The organism is Roseibium sp. MMSF_3247 (assembly GCF_030733765.1).
Lineage (GTDB): Bacteria > Pseudomonadota > Alphaproteobacteria > Rhizobiales > Stappiaceae > Roseibium.
Genome location: NZ_JASHII010000012.1, coordinates 18,384 through 33,687, shown reverse-complemented (window position 1 = coordinate 33,687; position 15,304 = coordinate 18,384). Strand labels below are relative to the sequence as shown.

Annotated in this window: 13 protein-coding genes; 12 read left to right on the top strand and 1 reads right to left on the bottom strand. The window is 58.8% G+C overall.

The window, feature by feature from the left end; genetic code table 11:
* Nucleotides 1–98 precede the first annotated feature (98 nt).
* Genes RBB44_RS24210 through RBB44_RS24190 form a run of 5 tightly spaced genes read left to right on the top strand, consistent with a single transcriptional unit; the run spans nt 99 to nt 5,710 of the window.
* Nucleotides 99–1,046, top strand: coding sequence for an ABC transporter permease (locus tag RBB44_RS24210; protein ID WP_306150401.1), 948 nt, complete (start codon nt 99–101; stop codon nt 1,044–1,046).
* A complete protein-coding gene (locus RBB44_RS24205; protein ID WP_209181488.1) occupies nt 1,046–1,876 on the top strand; it encodes an ABC transporter permease in 831 nt (276 codons plus the stop codon). The genes RBB44_RS24210 and RBB44_RS24205 overlap by 1 nt, the downstream gene beginning before the upstream one ends.
* Nucleotides 1,873–3,468: an ABC transporter ATP-binding protein gene (locus tag RBB44_RS24200; protein WP_306150400.1), complete on the top strand. Its 1,596-nt coding sequence runs from the start codon at nt 1,873–1,875 to the stop codon at nt 3,466–3,468. The genes RBB44_RS24205 and RBB44_RS24200 overlap by 4 nt, the downstream gene beginning before the upstream one ends.
* 9 nt (nt 3,469–3,477) lie before the next feature.
* On the top strand, nt 3,478–4,932 hold the full coding sequence (locus RBB44_RS24195) for an aldehyde dehydrogenase family protein (protein WP_306150399.1): 1,455 nt from the start codon (nt 3,478–3,480) through the stop codon (nt 4,930–4,932).
* A 37-nt stretch (nt 4,933–4,969) separates the two neighbouring features.
* Nucleotides 4,970–5,710 carry an SDR family oxidoreductase gene (locus tag RBB44_RS24190; protein ID WP_306150398.1) on the top strand — a complete coding sequence of 247 codons (741 nt, stop codon included), beginning with the start codon at nt 4,970–4,972 and terminating at the stop codon, nt 5,708–5,710.
* Between the two features lie 111 nt (nt 5,711–5,821).
* Here RBB44_RS24190 and RBB44_RS24185 read toward each other — a convergent pair whose 3' ends face one another.
* A complete protein-coding gene (locus tag RBB44_RS24185; protein WP_306150397.1) occupies nt 5,822–6,505 on the bottom strand; it encodes an imm11 family protein in 684 nt (227 codons plus the stop codon).
* Between the two features lie 340 nt (nt 6,506–6,845).
* Here RBB44_RS24185 and RBB44_RS24180 point away from each other — a divergent pair, with 340 nt between their 5' ends.
* The 7 genes from RBB44_RS24180 (at nt 6,846) to RBB44_RS24150 (ending at nt 15,257) form a co-directional block, all read left to right on the top strand.
* On the top strand, nt 6,846–9,167 hold the full coding sequence (locus RBB44_RS24180) for a bifunctional salicylyl-CoA 5-hydroxylase/oxidoreductase (RefSeq protein ID WP_306150396.1): 2,322 nt from the start codon (nt 6,846–6,848) through the stop codon (nt 9,165–9,167).
* Nucleotides 9,164–9,907 (top strand): SDR family NAD(P)-dependent oxidoreductase, encoded by a 744-nt coding sequence (locus RBB44_RS24175; protein ID WP_306150395.1) that lies wholly within the window; start codon nt 9,164–9,166, stop codon nt 9,905–9,907. Before RBB44_RS24180 ends, RBB44_RS24175 begins: the two co-directional genes overlap by 4 nt.
* Nucleotides 9,907–10,398: a MarR family winged helix-turn-helix transcriptional regulator gene (locus RBB44_RS24170; RefSeq protein WP_306150394.1), complete on the top strand. Its 492-nt coding sequence runs from the start codon at nt 9,907–9,909 to the stop codon at nt 10,396–10,398. The genes RBB44_RS24175 and RBB44_RS24170 overlap by 1 nt, the downstream gene beginning before the upstream one ends.
* Nucleotides 10,395–11,195 carry an enoyl-CoA hydratase family protein gene (locus tag RBB44_RS24165; RefSeq protein WP_306150393.1) on the top strand — a complete coding sequence of 267 codons (801 nt, stop codon included), beginning with the start codon at nt 10,395–10,397 and terminating at the stop codon, nt 11,193–11,195. The genes RBB44_RS24170 and RBB44_RS24165 overlap by 4 nt, the downstream gene beginning before the upstream one ends.
* A complete protein-coding gene (locus tag RBB44_RS24160) occupies nt 11,195–12,364 on the top strand; it encodes an acyl-CoA dehydrogenase family protein (protein ID WP_306150392.1) in 1,170 nt (389 codons plus the stop codon). Before RBB44_RS24165 ends, RBB44_RS24160 begins: the two co-directional genes overlap by 1 nt.
* Before the next feature lie 3 nt (nt 12,365–12,367).
* Entirely contained in the window at nt 12,368–13,987 is a 1,620-nt protein-coding gene (locus RBB44_RS24155; protein ID WP_306150391.1) for an AMP-binding protein, read from the top strand.
* 133 nt (nt 13,988–14,120) lie between these two features.
* Nucleotides 14,121–15,257, top strand: a complete 1,137-nt coding sequence (locus RBB44_RS24150; protein ID WP_306150390.1) for an ABC transporter substrate-binding protein — start codon at nt 14,121–14,123, stop codon at nt 15,255–15,257.
* Nucleotides 15,258–15,304: the final 47 nt, after the last annotated feature.

Below are 15,304 nucleotides of genomic sequence, written 5' to 3'. Positions count from 1 at the left end.
GAGATTGAAATCAGATGACATAGCGCCGGCTCGGCGTTCCTAGCCGAAGTTAACGCCATGGCAAGGGCGGCCTTTGCCGGTTGCCGAACAGAAAGTCCATGCTCCACTATTTTCTAAAACGTCTGTTGTCTTTGAGCTTGAGCCTGGTCGCTGCGTCGATTGTGATTTTTCTGGCGCTCGAAGTCGTGCCGGGCGATCCGGCAGCTTACATGCTCGGCCTCAATGCGCAGGAAGACACGCTCCAGGCGCTCCGCGAAGAACTGGGACTGACGGGCTCCATCTTTCAACGGTACCTGTCCTGGGCCGGCGGGCTGTTGGTTGGAGACTTTGGTGTTTCCTATACCTACCGGACGCCCGTGTCCGAGATGATCGGTGACCGGTTGTGGGTCTCTCTGCCGCTGGCGCTTTATGCTCTGACGCTTAGTACACTGATTGCGTTTCCGGCTGGTATTTGGGCGGCTTCCCGCAGAGGCTCGGCCGCCGATGCGTCTGTTATGGGTGTGACCCAGCTTGGCGTCGCAGTCCCGAACTTCTGGTTTGCAATGCTGATGGTGCTTGTGTTCGCCATCAATTTGCGTTGGTTTTCCGCGGGCGGATTTCCGGGCTGGGATGCCGGGGTCTTCGCAGGCATGAAGGCTCTGACCTTGCCCGCGATCGCACTTGCACTGCCTCAGGCTAGCATCCTGACGCGTGTGATGCGGTCCAGTTTGCTGGACACGCTTGGGGAGGATTTTATCCGGACAGCACGCGCAAAGGGGCTGACAAAAGGGCAGGCGCTCTGGCGGCATGCCGTTCGCAACGCCCTGATCCCGGTGCTCACCATCCTCGGCCTGCAATTCTCCTTCCTGCTGGCTGGGGCGATCATCATAGAAAATGTCTTCTTTTTGCCCGGCCTCGGCCGTCTGGTGTTCCAGTCGATCAGCGCCCGCGATCTCATTGTCGTTGAAAGCGTGGTGATGCTTCTGGTGTTCGCGGTAATCGTCGTCAATTTCGCGGTCGACATGGCCTATGCCTGGGTTGATCCGCGCCTGCGGAGGCGCCGCTGATGAGTGTCCTTTTTCACAGCCGCACCCTGTTGCCGGGCCTGTTTTTGTCACTTGTGTTCGTTGCTGCTGCGCTGATCAGTCTTGTCTGGGTGCCGTATGACACGACCGTCTTGAACATCGCCAACCGGATGAAGCTGCCAAGTTGGGAGCATTGGCTGGGCACGGATCAGTTTGGCCGGGACATCTTGAGCATGATCATGGTCGGTGCCCGCACGTCCATTGCCGTCGCGCTGGTCGCGGTCGGCATCGGCATGTCTGTCGGGGTGCCTCTTGGTCTGGCCGCCGCCGCCCGCAAAGGCGGCTGGTTGGATGAAGTAATCATGCGCGCCAACGACCTGGTGTTTGCTTTCCCGAGCCTTTTGATCGCGGTGATGATCACAGCGGTTTTCGGTGCATCCGCGCTCAACGCCATCATCGCGATCGGCATCTTCAACATTCCGGTCTTTGCCCGGCTAACGCGCGGCGCCGCGCTGTCCTTGTGGAACCGAGACTACATTCTGGCGGCTCGAGTGGCGGGCAAAGGCCCGGCGCGGATTTCGATGGAACACATCCTGCCGAACGTTGCCAACTTGCTGATCGTGCAAGGCACCATCCAGTTCTCTCTCGGCATCCTCGCCGAGGCGGGATTGAGCTATGTCGGTCTCGGCGCTCAGCCGCCAACAGCGAGCTGGGGGCGGATGCTCGCCGACAGTCAGACGATGATTTCCCTGGCCCCGCATCTGGCACTCTTTCCAGGCCTTGCGATCCTGTTGACGGTGCTCGGTCTCAACCTGATGGGTGATGGCCTTCGGGATCTTCTCGATCCGAAACTGCGGAGGGCGCGCGTATGAGCCTTCTGGATATCCAAAACCTCTCCTTGTCCATCCACGGGATCCCGGTTCTCAAAGATGTTTCCATGCAGGTTGCGCCGGGCCGCATCCTGGGCGTGATTGGGGAAAGCGGCTCCGGCAAGTCCATGTCGGCTTTCAGCGTCATGCAACTTTTGCCAAATGGTACCGCCTGCTCCGGCAAGATCTCGCTCGCCGGGCAAGATGTTCTAACCCTTGGCGAGCCGGAACTCTGCCGCATTCGCGGGCGGGATGTCGGCATGGTGTTTCAGGAGCCCATGACTGCGCTCAACCCGCTGCAAACCATCGGGGCGCAGGTGGCTGAGACCATTCTGGTGCACGAAAACGTTTCTAAATCTGAAGCGATGGTCCGGGCCGCCGAAGCGCTGCGCCGGGCAGAGCTGCCGCAAGATAAGTTTCCTTTGAGCCGCTATCCGCATGAACTCTCTGGCGGCCAGAGGCAGCGGGTGGTGATCGCGATGGCGATTGCCTTGCGGCCAAAGCTCTTAATCGCGGATGAGCCGACGACTGCGCTGGACGTTACCACCCAAGCTCAAATTCTGGAGCTTTTGAAAAAGCTGGTGTCGGAAGACAACATGGGGCTGATGCTGATCAGCCATGATCTGGCGGTTGTTGCGGATCTTGCCGATGATCTGGTGATCATGAAGGACGGTGAAGTGGTCGAAGCGGGACCTGCAGACACGGTCTTCCGCACCATGCAGCACCCCTATTCCAAGGCTTTGCTTGCCGCCTCAAGTCATGTGCCGGACCGGGAGGGGCTTGTACAGGAGACGCCACTTCTGAAGGTCCAGAATGTTGTCCGGGATTATGTCACACACACCCACGGCTGGTGGGGAAAGACCGTCCACTTCCGGGCGGTGAACACTGTCAGCTTTGAGATCAAAAAGGGCGAAAGCCTTGGTCTTGTCGGGGAATCGGGCTGCGGCAAGTCTACGTTGACCCGGGCCATTTTGGGTCTTGAAGAAGTTCAGGGCGGCGAGATCCTGTTCGATGGCCAACCGGTCTTCACCCACCATCACGCCAACCTTGCGGTCCGCCGCAGGATGCAGGTGGTGTTTCAGGATCCTTACGGCAGCTTCAATCCGCGCTGGAAGGTTGAACGTCTGATCACCGAGCCATTTCATTTGTTGGACAACCCACCGAAGGGCGCGGAGCGGGACCGGGCAATTGCCGAGGCGCTGGAGAGCGTCGGCCTGACCGCTGAGGACCGGCACAAATACATCCACGAGTTCAGCGGCGGCCAGCGCCAGCGGATCGCGATTGCCCGGGCGCTGATCATCAAACCGGATTTGATTATTCTGGATGAAGCGGTGTCCGCGCTCGATGTCTCCGTCCGCGCGCAGGTCCTGGATTTGCTGGCGGATTTGAGTGACCGGCTCGATCTCACCTATCTGTTTATCAGCCATGACCTGTCCGTGGTCCGCTCGATCACCGATCGGGTGCTGGTCATGAAATCCGGCGAAATCGTTGAGGAAGGCCCGACCGGCGCTGTCTTCGATGCGCCCAAACACGACTACACAAAACAATTGGTCGCCGCCGCGCCGGTTTTGCCGGCCGATATCACAGCGGCCTGAGGAGGAACGATGCGCAACGAGTTGGATCTCTGGTTTGATCCGGCCAAGTGCCTGATTAACGGTGAGTGGACCGCGCCTTCAGGCGGTGGCATGCTGCCGCTTTTCGATCCCTCAACGGGGGAAGAGATCGGTGCAATTGCCCGGGGTACATCGGAGGACATTGACGCCGCCGTTGCAGCCGCCGAAGCGGCCCGGCACGGCGTTTGGGGCAAAACGACAGCGGTCGAGCGTGGACGGATCCTCTTCAAGCTCCGCGAATTGGTGCTTGAGAAGGTTGAGGACCTGGCGCGGATCGAGGCATTGGATGTCGGCAAGCCTCTCAAACAGGCCCGCGCCGATGCGGTTGCCCTTGCTCGCTATCTCGAGTTTTACGGCGGTGCGGCGGACAAGCTGCACGGCGAAACGATCCCCTATCTCGACGGCTACACGGTTTACACACTACGCGAACCGCACGGCGTCACCGGTCATATCGTTCCGTGGAACTATCCGATGCAGATCATCGGCCGGTCGATTGGCGCTGCCCTTGCGACCGGCAACACTTGTGTTCTGAAGCCGGCCGAAGATGCCTGTCTGACAGCCCTTGCTTTTGCCGATCTTGCCAAGGCAGCGGGTTTGCCGGACGGGGTGTTGAATGTTGTGCCGGGGCTCGGGTCAGAGGCGGGCGCCGCACTCTCATCTCATCCGGGCATTCATCATGTCAGCTTCACCGGCTCCGTTGCGACCGGCGTGCACATTCAAACGGCAGCTGCCAAAAACGTCATTCCGGTCACCCTGGAGCTTGGGGGAAAATCACCGCAGCTCGTGTTTGATGATGCCGACCTCGACGCGGCCCTGCCGTTCCTGGTGAATGCCGGGATTCAGAACGCGGGCCAAACCTGTTCGGCCTCCTCCCGCATTCTGGTTCAGCGTGGGCTTTATGACCAAGTGGTCGAGCGCATGGCTGGACGCTACGGCGCACTCAAGGTGGGACCGGCGCTCTCCGATTTGGATGTCGGGCCACTTATCTCGAAAAAGCAACAGGGCATTGTCTCGACCTTCATCGACCGGGGCGCGGATCTGGAAAAAGCCGCTGAAGGCGTTTTGCAGGATGCGCCGGAAGGCGGTAGCTACGTGACGCCAACGCTGTTCGCTGGGGTCAAGCCGGACCATGTTCTGGCGCGCGATGAGATTTTCGGCCCCGTTCAGGTGATTATCCCCTTTGATGATGAGGACGAAGCGGTCGCGATTGCCAACGGCACGGACTATGGCCTTGTTGCCAGCATTTGGAGCCGGGACGGCGCCCGTCAAATGAGGCTTGCCAAAAAAATCCGCACCGGTCAGGTCTTCATCAACAATTATGGCGCGGGCGGCGGCGTGGAACTTCCCTTCGGCGGCATGGGCAAGTCCGGGCATGGCCGGGAAAAGGGCTTTGAAGCGCTTTATGGCTTCACCACGCTGAAAACGGTCGCCGCCTATCACGGCTGATCTTCAAAACGATAAATGATTTAAGGGAGTTGGACCCATGAGATTGCAGGGCAAAATAGCGATTGTCACCGGTGGTGCGTCCGGCTTTGGTGCTGGCATCGTGCGCAAATTCGCGACTGAGGGCGCCAAGGTACTGATCGCGGATCTGAATCTCGATCTGGCTGAAGAAGTCGCCGCAGAGGTTGGCGGATTTGCCGCCAAGGCCGATGTGGCCAGCAACGACAGCGTGGTGGCGCTTTCAGAGACCGCAGCCTCCAAGCTCGCCGGTGTCGATATTCTGGTCAACAATGCCGGGATCACCCATCTGCCGAAGCCGATGCAGGACGTCACCGAGGACGAATTCGACCGGGTGATGGCGGTCAACTGCAAGTCGGTCTATCTGATGGCCAAGCACTTTGTGCCGGGAATGATCGAGCGCGGCTCCGGCGCGATCCTGAATGTCGCATCCACGGCCGGTCTCAGCCCGCGCCCGAACCTCAACTGGTACAATGCCTCCAAGGGCTGGATGGTCACCGCAACGAAGACGATGGCCGTCGAACTGGCACCGAAGGGCGTGCGCGTCAATGCGCTCTGCCCGGTTGCCGGCGAAACCCCGCTCCTGAAAAGCTTCATGGGCGAGGACACCCCGGAAATGCGTGCGAAATTCCTCTCGACAATTCCCATCGGCCGCTTCTCCACCCCGGAAGATCTCGGCAACGCGGCCTGCTATCTCTGCTCGGACGAAGCCTCGATGATCACCGGCGTTGCCATGGAAGTTGATGGTGGGCGGTGCATTTGAGGGCAGTGGTGCGGAAATTGCCCGGCTCTGCCGATAAAGGGTCGTTTGGCTGAACCGGACAGCAGTGGATCAAGTCTGGCAGTGGCGACGGAGAAACTGGCAGGCTTGCTGCTAAACGTAGTTTTTCAAAAACCGGGATACTCGGCCCTCAGTTGGCAGGCCGTTCTGTTTTACCCAGTCAAGGATCGGTTGGATGTTGTCTTCAGGGCGCCAGGCGACATCGATCGCCTCCAAAGGCTTTTCCTTGAAGTATTTGATCTTGGCGCGTTTCAGATCGTCAAAGAGTGCATCCGAAACATAGATGCCATTGGTTTCAAAGAGACCGCCGCACCAAACATGATGTTCAGATATCTCCTGAGCACTGAGGATTTCCTCGTCCAAATGCTTCACACGGGGGAATGGATCATAGGGCTCAACTCGCCGTTGGCTCCAGCGCACCTCGGAGTGTTCAACAAGCACTGCATCGACACAAACGGTACAATTGAAGATGTAATAGTTGGCCGGCACGCGATCGCCCGCTTTGTCGAACAATTCAACGGGAAAAAACTGATGAACCCCCGGCTCGTATGACTCGACAATCTCTTTGAACCGTTCGCTGACCGCATTGACGCCGGGCAGAGGAAAAACATCGTGGATCTTCTTATTTTTTTGCTGCCGGGCAACCGTTGCAAAACGACCGGCATCGACCGGATATCCAACGCTTAGGCCGATCAGCGCCATATTCTCTGGCTCTGTAACGAACTCGAACATGGGTGTGGAATAGTCTTGGTACTCAAGCGATAGATGAACCGGCATAAGGAAATCCAAAAAATTGTCTTTCGTCCTATAAATCCCAGAAGTTGTGGAAGTGTGAACCGCCTGTGCGCTTCGTCAAAGCGGTTATTATCGATGGGCTAAGGGTGGGCTGATGCTGCCGTTGGCCGTCGTCCCGGACGCAGCGGAGCGGCGATCCGGGATCCACTCGTTCGCAGAGCATTTTTGGCTAAGCGTCCAAACTCGCCGCAATTCCTTTATTCAGCGCGTGCTGCACCGCAAGATATTTTAAATATAAAATTTCATACTTGAAATATATGAAAATCGAGCGCAGGATCAGTCCTAGACGTTTTGGCTAAGATCAGATCCGGGGAGAATGAACGTGCGCATCGTGTGTCTTGGAGGCGGGCCGGCCGGTCTTTACTTCGCCATTTCGATGAAGCTGCGGGACAGCTCTCACGAGATCACCGTGATTGAGCGCAACAAGGCGGACGACACATTCGGCTGGGGCGTGGTTCTGTCCGATGAAACCCTCGACAATCTGGCTGCCAATGATCCGGTCAGCGCGGAAACAATCCGGGCGAATTTCGCCTATTGGGATGACATCGCGCTGCTGGTCGGCCAGGAAAAACAGCTGTCCAGCGGCCATGGCTTCTGCGGCATCGGCCGCAAGAAACTCTTGCTTTTGCTGCAGGAGCGCGCCCGTGAACTCGGCGTCGAATTGAAATTCGAAACCGAAGTTGGCAGCGCCGAAGATTACCGCAAGGACTACGATCTGGTCGTTGCTGCCGATGGTCTGAATTCCAGGACCCGCACGCTCTATGCCGATACGTTCAAGCCGGATATCGATGTGCGCAAATGCCACTTCGTCTGGCTCGGCACCCATCAGACCTTCTCCGACGCCTTCACGTTTATCTTTGAAAAGACTGAACACGGCTGGGTTTGGGCACACGCCTATCAGTTTGACGATGACACGGCGACCTTCATTGTTGAATGCATGCCGGAAACCTTCGAAGCCTTTGGTTTCGCCGACATGAGCCAGCAGGAAAGCATCAAGACCTGCGAGGAGATCTTCAAGGATCATCTTGGCGGTCACAGCCTGATGACCAACGCCAACCACATTCGCGGTTCCGCCTGGATCCAGTTCCCGCGGGTGCTGTGTGAGAAATGGTCCCATGAGAACGTCGTCCTGATGGGCGATGCGGCCGCGACGGCGCACTTTTCCATCGGCTCCGGCTCAAAGCTGGCTTTGGAATCCGCCATTTCGCTGGCGGATCTGCTGCACAGCGAACCGGATCTGGCCTCGGCCTTTGCGATTTATGAGGATCAGCGCCGCCTGGAAGTCTTGCGCCTGCAGTCTGCTGCGCGCAACTCGCTGGAATGGTTCGAAAATGTCGAGCGCTACCTCCATCTCGATCCGGTCCAGCTGAACTATTCGCTGCTCACCCGGTCCCAGCGGATCAGTCATGAGAACCTGCGCGAGCGGGATCCGAAATGGCTGGCAAGCGCTGAAAGCTGGTTTATGGGCGAGGCCCGCAAGGACGCAGGCTTGCCGGTCGCAGACAATGAGAACACGCCGCCGCGCGCGCCGATATTTGCGCCATTCAAGCTGCGCGGCATGGAGCTGAAGAGCCGGATCGTGGTCTCGCCGATGGCGCAATACAAGGCCGTGGATGGTTGTCCGACCGATTGGCACCTGACCCATTATGGCGAACGGGCCAAGGGCGGTGCCGGCCTTGTTTATGTCGAGATGACCTGTGTCAGCCCGGAAGGCCGGATCACGCCGGGCTGCCCGGGCCTTTATGCGCCAGAACACGAGACCGCCTGGCGGCGCCTCACCAATTTTGTGCACGAGAACACGGACGCAAAGATTGCCTGCCAGATCGGTCATTCCGGCCGCAAGGGCTCGACCAATCTTGGCTGGGAAGGCATGGACCTGCCGCTTGAAGACGGCAACTGGGATCTGGTTTCGGCTTCCGCAATTCCCTGGTCGTCGCGCAATGCGACCCCGCGCGAAATCACCCGCGCGGAAATGGACCAGATCCGCGATCAGTTTGTGGCTTCGGCTGAGATGGCGGACCGCGCCGGTTTCGACATGATCGAACTGCACGCTGCCCACGGCTATTTGTTGTCATCCTTCATTTCGCCAGTCTCGAATGTCCGGACCGATGACTATGGCGGCAGCCTCGAAAACCGGATGCGCTATCCGCTGGAAGTTCTCAAAGCCATGCGCGCTATTTGGCCCGAAGAAAAACCGATGTCGGTCCGCATCTCCGCGAACGACTGGGTTGGCGAGGACGGCGTTACACCGGACGAAGCGATCGAGATTGCCCGGATGTTCTCAGATGCTGGGGCCGATCTGATCGATGTCTCCGCTGGTCAGACGACGATTGACGCCAAGCCGGTTTATGGCCGTATGTTCCAGACGCCGTTCTCTGACCGAATCCGGAATGAGGCGGGCCTGACCACCATGGCCGTCGGCAATATTTTCGAGGCCGATCACGCAAATTCGATCCTGATGGCAGGCCGCGCGGATCTGGTGGCCGTCGGCCGCCCGCATCTGACCGATCCCTACTGGACGCTGCATGAAGGGGCGAAGATCGGCGATCGTGCGGCACCCGATTGGCCGCTGCCGTATCTCGCAGGCCGCGACCAGCTGTGGCGCCTTGCGGACAAGAACGCCGAAACGGTGGGCAAGGTATGACGCTTGCCGGCAAACATGTGATCGTGACGGGCGGCGGATCCGGGGCAGGTGCGGAAATCGCGCATGCTTTTGTAACGGCTGGCGCCAAAGTCACCATCATGGGCCGGAATGCGGAAAAGCTCGCCGCGCAGAAACTGCATTATCAGGTGTGTGATGTCTCGGACCCGGCCGCGATCAAACTGGCTTTCGAGGCTGCCCGGGAGCAGCAAGGTCCGATTTCAATTGTTGTTGCCAATGCAGGTGCAACGGAAAGCGTGCCGTTTGCCAAGATGTCGCCCGAGGCCTTCAGCGCCAATTTGTCGGTCAATCTGACCGGCGTTGCATTCTCCTTCCAGGCTGCGCTGGACGATATGAAGGATGCTGGCTGGGGCCGGATGATCGCGATTGCCTCAACAGCGGGTCTCAAGGGTTATCCGTATGTGTCCGGCTATTGCGCCGCCAAGCACGGCGTTGTCGGCCTGACCCGGTCGCTTTCTGTCGAATTGGCGCGCACCGGGATCACGGTCAACGCGATCTGCCCCGGCTTTCTCGAAACGCCCATGCTGGAGCGTTCCATTGAAAACATCATGGAAAAGACCGGAATGGACCGGGAGGCGGCCGCTGGAACGCTGCGCAAGATCAATCCGCAGAACCGCTTCGTCCAACCACGAGAAGTTGCCGAAACCGCGCTTTGGCTGTGCTCCGACGGAGCGGCCAGCGTTAACGGACATGCGCTCAGTCTTTCGGGAGGCGAGATCTGATGGCCGCACACGACACGTCCCCGGAACCGATCTCCAAATCCCGGCTGCGTCTCTGGCTTCGCTTGCTCAAGGCAACATCTGGCATTGAAACCGAACTTCGCCGGCGTTTGCGCGATGAATGTGACACCACGCTGCCGCGTTTTGATGTCCTTTCGGCCCTGTCACGCTATCCGGACGGGCTGAAGATGAGCGAGATTTCCGCGTTTCTGAAAGTCTCCAACGGCAATGTCACCGGCATCGTTGAGCGTCTGGTCGAAGACGGTCATGCGGTCCGCATGGCGGTTCCGGGAGATAAACGCGCCAACCGGGTCAAGCTGACGTTGGAAGGGCACGCGGTTTTCGCAGATCTGGCCGCCAAGCACGAGGGCTGGATTGATGAGCTGATGGGCGGTCTCGACCGCAGTGCCATCGCCGCTTGCAACGAGATTTTTGAACAATTTGGATCTTCCGGCGAACCGGAGACAGCACTGAAAAAGGCAGGCCGCTCATGACCGACGCCCCGAAACACTTCAATTTGTCCGTTGATGGCGGCATCGCGCGGGTCTCACTCAACCGGCCGGAGCGGAAAAACCCGCTGACCTTTGAGAGCTATGCCGAGCTGCGCGACTGGTTCCGGGATCTGGTCTATCGCGACGACATTCATGCCGTGGTGTTCCTGCCGAACGGCGGCAATTTCTCCTCCGGCGGCGATGTCCATGACATCATCGGCCCGCTGACAAAGATGTCGATGAAGGAACTGCTTTCCTTCACCCGGATGACAGGGGATCTGGTCAAGGCGATCGTCAATTGCGGCAAGCCGGTGATCGCTGCTATCGATGGGGTATGCGTTGGCGCCGGGGCGATCATCGCCATGGCTTCCGACCTGCGCTTTGCGACGCCAGAAGCCCAAACGGCTTTCCTGTTCACCCGTGTAGGCCTTGCAGGCTGTGACATGGGCGCCTGTGCTATCCTCCCCCGGATCATCGGCCAGGGCCGGGCGGCGGAGCTGCTCTACACAGGCCGCTCCATGAGCGCCGACGAAGGGGAACGCTGGGGATTTTTCAACCGTCTCGTCTCCGCAGATACGTTGGAAAGTGAAGCTGTCGCCTTTGCTGAGCGGATCGTTGCCGGGCCGAACTTTGCGCACATGATGACCAAGACCATGCTGGCTCAGGAATGGTCCATGTCCATCGAACAGGCCATTGAAGCCGAAGCCCAGGCGCAGGCGATCTGCATGCAGACCGGCGATTTTGAGCGGGCCTACAACGCCTTCGTCAACAAGGAAAAACCGGTGTTCGAGGGCAACTGATGGCAGACAAGAGTTTCCTCTCATGGCCGTTCTTTGAAGACCGGCATCGCAAACTGGCCGAAGACCTCGAGGCCTTTGCTAAGGATCTTCACGTCGATCATGCTGACACCGACCAGGCCTGCCGGTCTTTGGTTAAGGCGATGGGGGCCGCCGGGTGGCTTCAGCCGACAGCCTCCGAGGACGGTACACCGCTGGATGTCCGCACCCTGTGCCTCTCCCGAGAAATTCTTGCGCGTCATGATGGGCTGGCCGATTTTGCCCTCGCCATGCAAGGTCTTGGCACTGGGGCCCTGTCGCTGTTTGGAACGGCAGAGCAAAAAGCTGCCTGGCTGCCGAAAACCCGGTCCGGCGAGGCGATCTCCGCATTTGCGCTCACCGAACCGCAATCCGGTTCCGATGTCGCCAACTCGACCATGACTGCGACGGATGATGGCGACAGTTACGTTCTGAATGGCGAAAAGACCTGGATCTCTAACGGGGGCATTGCCGACGTTTATACGCTGTTTGCCCGCACCGGCGAAGCGCCCGGCGCCAAGGGGTTGTCGGCCTATGTTGTAACACCGGATCTTCCAGGATTTGAAGTTGCGGAACGTCTGGACACGATTGCCCCGCATCCGCTGGCAACACTGCGCTTCACCGATTGCCGGGTAAAAAAATCCGACCTGATCGGCAATCCGGGCGATGGTTTCAAGATCGCGATGTCTGTGCTCGACATCTTCCGTTCCACAGTCGCTGCCGCTGCACTGGGCTTTGCCCGCCGGGCGTTGGACGAAGCGCTGGAGCGGGTGAGCACACGCCAGATCCAGGGAGCACCGCTCGCCGATCTCCAGATGGTGCAGGGGCATATCGCCGATATGGCGCTTGATGTGGATGCAGCTGCATTGCTGATCTACCGTGCCGCCTGGGCCAAGGACAGCGGTGCGCCGCGCGTCACCCGGGAAGCGGCGATGGCCAAGCTTTTCGCGACTGAACAAGCGCAGCAAGTGATCGACAAGGCCGTTCAGCTGCATGGCGGTGATGGCGTGCGCTCCGGTGAGACCGTTGAAAAGCTCTATCGCGAAATTCGGGCCTTGCGCATTTATGAAGGCGCAACGGACGTCCAGAAAATCGTCATTGCACGCCAGACACTTGGCGCTTATGCCGCCGACAGCGCCAATCAGGGAGGATAGCCAATGCTGGGTCCCACTGCTCATACGGATACCTTTGCCCGGGACAACCTTCCGCCCGAGGATCAATGGCCGGAGTTTCTTCTGGATGGCTTTGACTATCCCGATCACATCAATGTTGGTGTCGAGCTGACCGACAAGATGGTTGAGAAAGGCTTCGGGGATCATACGGCGTTGATCGGCAATGGCCGTCGCCGGACCTACAAGGAACTCTCCGACTGGACCAACCGCCTCGCCCATGCGTTGGTGGAAGATCTGGGTGTGAAGCCGGGCAACCGTGTTCTGATCCGCTCGGCCAACAATCCGGCGATGGTGGCCTGCTGGCTGGCGGCGACCAAGGCGGGGGCTGTTGTCGTCAACACCATGCCAATGCTGCGCGCCGGGGAACTTGCCAAGATCGTCGACAAGGCTGAAATCGAGTTCGCGCTGTGTGATACCCGGCTGATGGACGAGATGGTCGCCTGCGCCAAGACATCTTCGTTTCTCAAAAAAGTCATCGGCTTTGACGGCACGTCCAACCATGATGCCGAACTCGACCGTCTTGCACTGACCAAATCCGTCCGGTTTGACGCGGTCAATACCGGCCGGGACGATGTCGCCCTGCTGGGATTTACTTCCGGGTCCACAGGATTGCCCAAGGCGACAATGCATTTTCACCGGGACATCCTGATCATTGCGGATGGCTATGCCAAGGAAGTGCTCGGCGTCACACCGGACGATGTGTTTGTTGGTTCTCCGCCGCTCGCCTTCACCTTCGGGCTCGGTGGTCTGGCTGTGTTTCCGCTGCGCTTCGGAGCCGCCGCGACGCTTTTGGAAAACGCCTCGCCGCCCAACATGATTGAGATCATCCAGACCTACAAGGCAACGGTGTGTTTCACCGCGCCGACGGCCTACCGGGTCATGTTGCAGGCGATGGAAGAAGGCGCAGACCTGTCGTCCCTGCGGGCGGCAGTCTCAGCGGGTGAAACGCTTCCCGCACCGGTCTATGACGCCTGGATGGCAAAGACAGGGAAACCGATGCTCGACGGCATCGGGGCCACCGAAATGCTGCATATTTTTGTTTCCAACCGGTTTGACGATCACAAGCCAGCCTGCACCGGAAAACCGGTCTCGGGCTACGAAGTCAAGATTGTTGGTCAGGATGGAAAGCCTGTCGCGCCTGGCGAAGTCGGACGCTTGGCCGTGCGCGGTCCGACCGGATGCCGCTACCTCGCGGATGAACGTCAGAAAAACTACGTCGTTGATGGCTGGAATATCACCGGCGACAGCTTCTCCATGAGCGAAGACGGACATTTACACTTTGCAGCGCGCAATGACGACATGATCATATCCGCCGGTTACAACATCGCCGGACCGGAGGTGGAAGCCGCGCTTTTGGCGCATGATGCAGTGCTGGAATGCGCCGTCATCGGCGCGCCAGACGCGGATCGCGGGTCCATCGTTCAGGCACACATTGTCCTTGTTGACGGCAATGAACCAACGGACGATCTCACCAAGGCGTTGCAGGATCACGTGAAAGCGGTCATCGCACCTTACAAATATCCGCGCTCCGTCATTTTCACAGACACATTGCCGAAAACGGCGACCGGGAAGGTTCAAAGGTTCCGGCTTCGGGAAGAGCTGTAGGACAGCACTCAGAATAAACCGGCGTTTGGGCAGCGTCGGGGATCACACATGGCCCCGTGGTTTTAGACGGTCAAAGACGCCGCAGAGCCACGTAACTCGGGAACAGCAGGTCAAATTCTTTAGGAGAACCAACATGAAACAAACACTACTTGCGGCGGTTGCCGCACTCAGCCTCGGCGTTGCTGCGGCGTCTGCAGAGCCGGTGAAGGTCGGCATGATCACCACCTTGTCCGGCGGCGGCGCCGGTCTTGGCATCGATGTTCGCGATGGCTTCATGTTGGCGGTCAAGCAGTCCGGCAATGAAGAGATTGAAGTCATCATCGAAGACGATCAGCGCAAACCGGATGTTGCCGTGAAGCTTGCCGACAAACTTGTGCAGGCCGAAAATGTGGACGTTCTGACCGGTCTCATCTGGTCGAACCTTGCCATGGCGGTAATCCCATCCGTAACGGCGCAGGGAAAGTTCTATCTGTCGCCGAACGCCGGCCCGTCCATGCTGGCCGGCAAGGGGTGTCACCCGAACTACTTCAATGTGGCCTGGCAGAACGACAACCTGCATGAAGCCGCCGGTGCGTTTGCGAATGTCGAAGGCTACAAGAACAGCTTCATTCTCGCGCCGAACTATCCGGCCGGCAAAGACGCGCTCACAGGCTACAAGCGTCTTTACAAAGGCGATTTGGCAGGCGAGCTCTACACCAAGCTGGGGCAAACCGACTATGCGGCCGAACTGGCGCAAATCCGCGCGTCTGGTGCAGACAGTGTCTACTTTTTCCTTCCAGGCGGCATGGGCATCTCATTCCTGAAGCAGTATGCCGGCAGCGGGATCGACCTGCCGGTTGTTGGCCCGGCGTTCTCCTTTGACCAAGGCATCCTGCAGGCTGTTGGCGATGCGGCGCTTGGTGTCCGCAACACCAGCCAATGGTCCAAGGACATCAACACTCCGGTCAATAATGCATTCGTCGAGAGCTTCCAAGCGGAATACGGCCGTTTGCCGTCGCTTTACGCGTCTCAGGGGTTTGACACCGCCAATCTGCTGCTGTCCGCAATGGCAAAAGCCGACGTGAAGGATGCGGATGCTTTCCGGGAAGCGCTTCGGGAAGCTGATTTCAAGAGCACGCGCGGCGAATTCAGATTCGGCCCCAACAACCATCCGATTCAGGATATCTACGTGCGGGAAGTCATCAAAGAAGGCGATGTCTTCACCAACAAGATCATCGGCAAGGCGCTGAACAGCCATTCAGATGCCTATTGGTCCGAGTGCAACATGTAAGGTGATGTTTGGCCTCGGTCATTGGATCGGGGCCAGCTTTCGGGTGG

Excerpts from the sequence above, each read along its gene's own strand:
- RBB44_RS24210 (WP_306150401.1), top strand. The coding sequence starts at position 99 with ATGCTCCACTATTTTCTAAAACGTCTGTTGTCTTTGAGCTTGAGCCTG.
- RBB44_RS24205 (WP_209181488.1), top strand. The coding sequence starts at position 1,046 with ATGAGTGTCCTTTTTCACAGCCGCACCCTGTTGCCGGGCCTGTTTTTG.
- RBB44_RS24200 (WP_306150400.1), top strand. The coding sequence starts at position 1,873 with ATGAGCCTTCTGGATATCCAAAACCTCTCCTTGTCCATCCACGGGATC.
- RBB44_RS24195 (WP_306150399.1), top strand. The coding sequence starts at position 3,478 with ATGCGCAACGAGTTGGATCTCTGGTTTGATCCGGCCAAGTGCCTGATT.
- RBB44_RS24190 (WP_306150398.1), top strand. The coding sequence starts at position 4,970 with ATGAGATTGCAGGGCAAAATAGCGATTGTCACCGGTGGTGCGTCCGGC.
- RBB44_RS24185 (WP_306150397.1), bottom strand. The coding sequence starts at position 6,505 with ATGCCGGTTCATCTATCGCTTGAGTACCAAGACTATTCCACACCCATG.
- RBB44_RS24175 (WP_306150395.1), top strand. The coding sequence starts at position 9,164 with ATGACGCTTGCCGGCAAACATGTGATCGTGACGGGCGGCGGATCCGGG.
- RBB44_RS24170 (WP_306150394.1), top strand. The coding sequence starts at position 9,907 with ATGGCCGCACACGACACGTCCCCGGAACCGATCTCCAAATCCCGGCTG.
- RBB44_RS24165 (WP_306150393.1), top strand. The coding sequence starts at position 10,395 with ATGACCGACGCCCCGAAACACTTCAATTTGTCCGTTGATGGCGGCATC.
- RBB44_RS24160 (WP_306150392.1), top strand. The coding sequence starts at position 11,195 with ATGGCAGACAAGAGTTTCCTCTCATGGCCGTTCTTTGAAGACCGGCAT.
- RBB44_RS24155 (WP_306150391.1), top strand. The coding sequence starts at position 12,368 with ATGCTGGGTCCCACTGCTCATACGGATACCTTTGCCCGGGACAACCTT.
- RBB44_RS24150 (WP_306150390.1), top strand. The coding sequence starts at position 14,121 with ATGAAACAAACACTACTTGCGGCGGTTGCCGCACTCAGCCTCGGCGTT.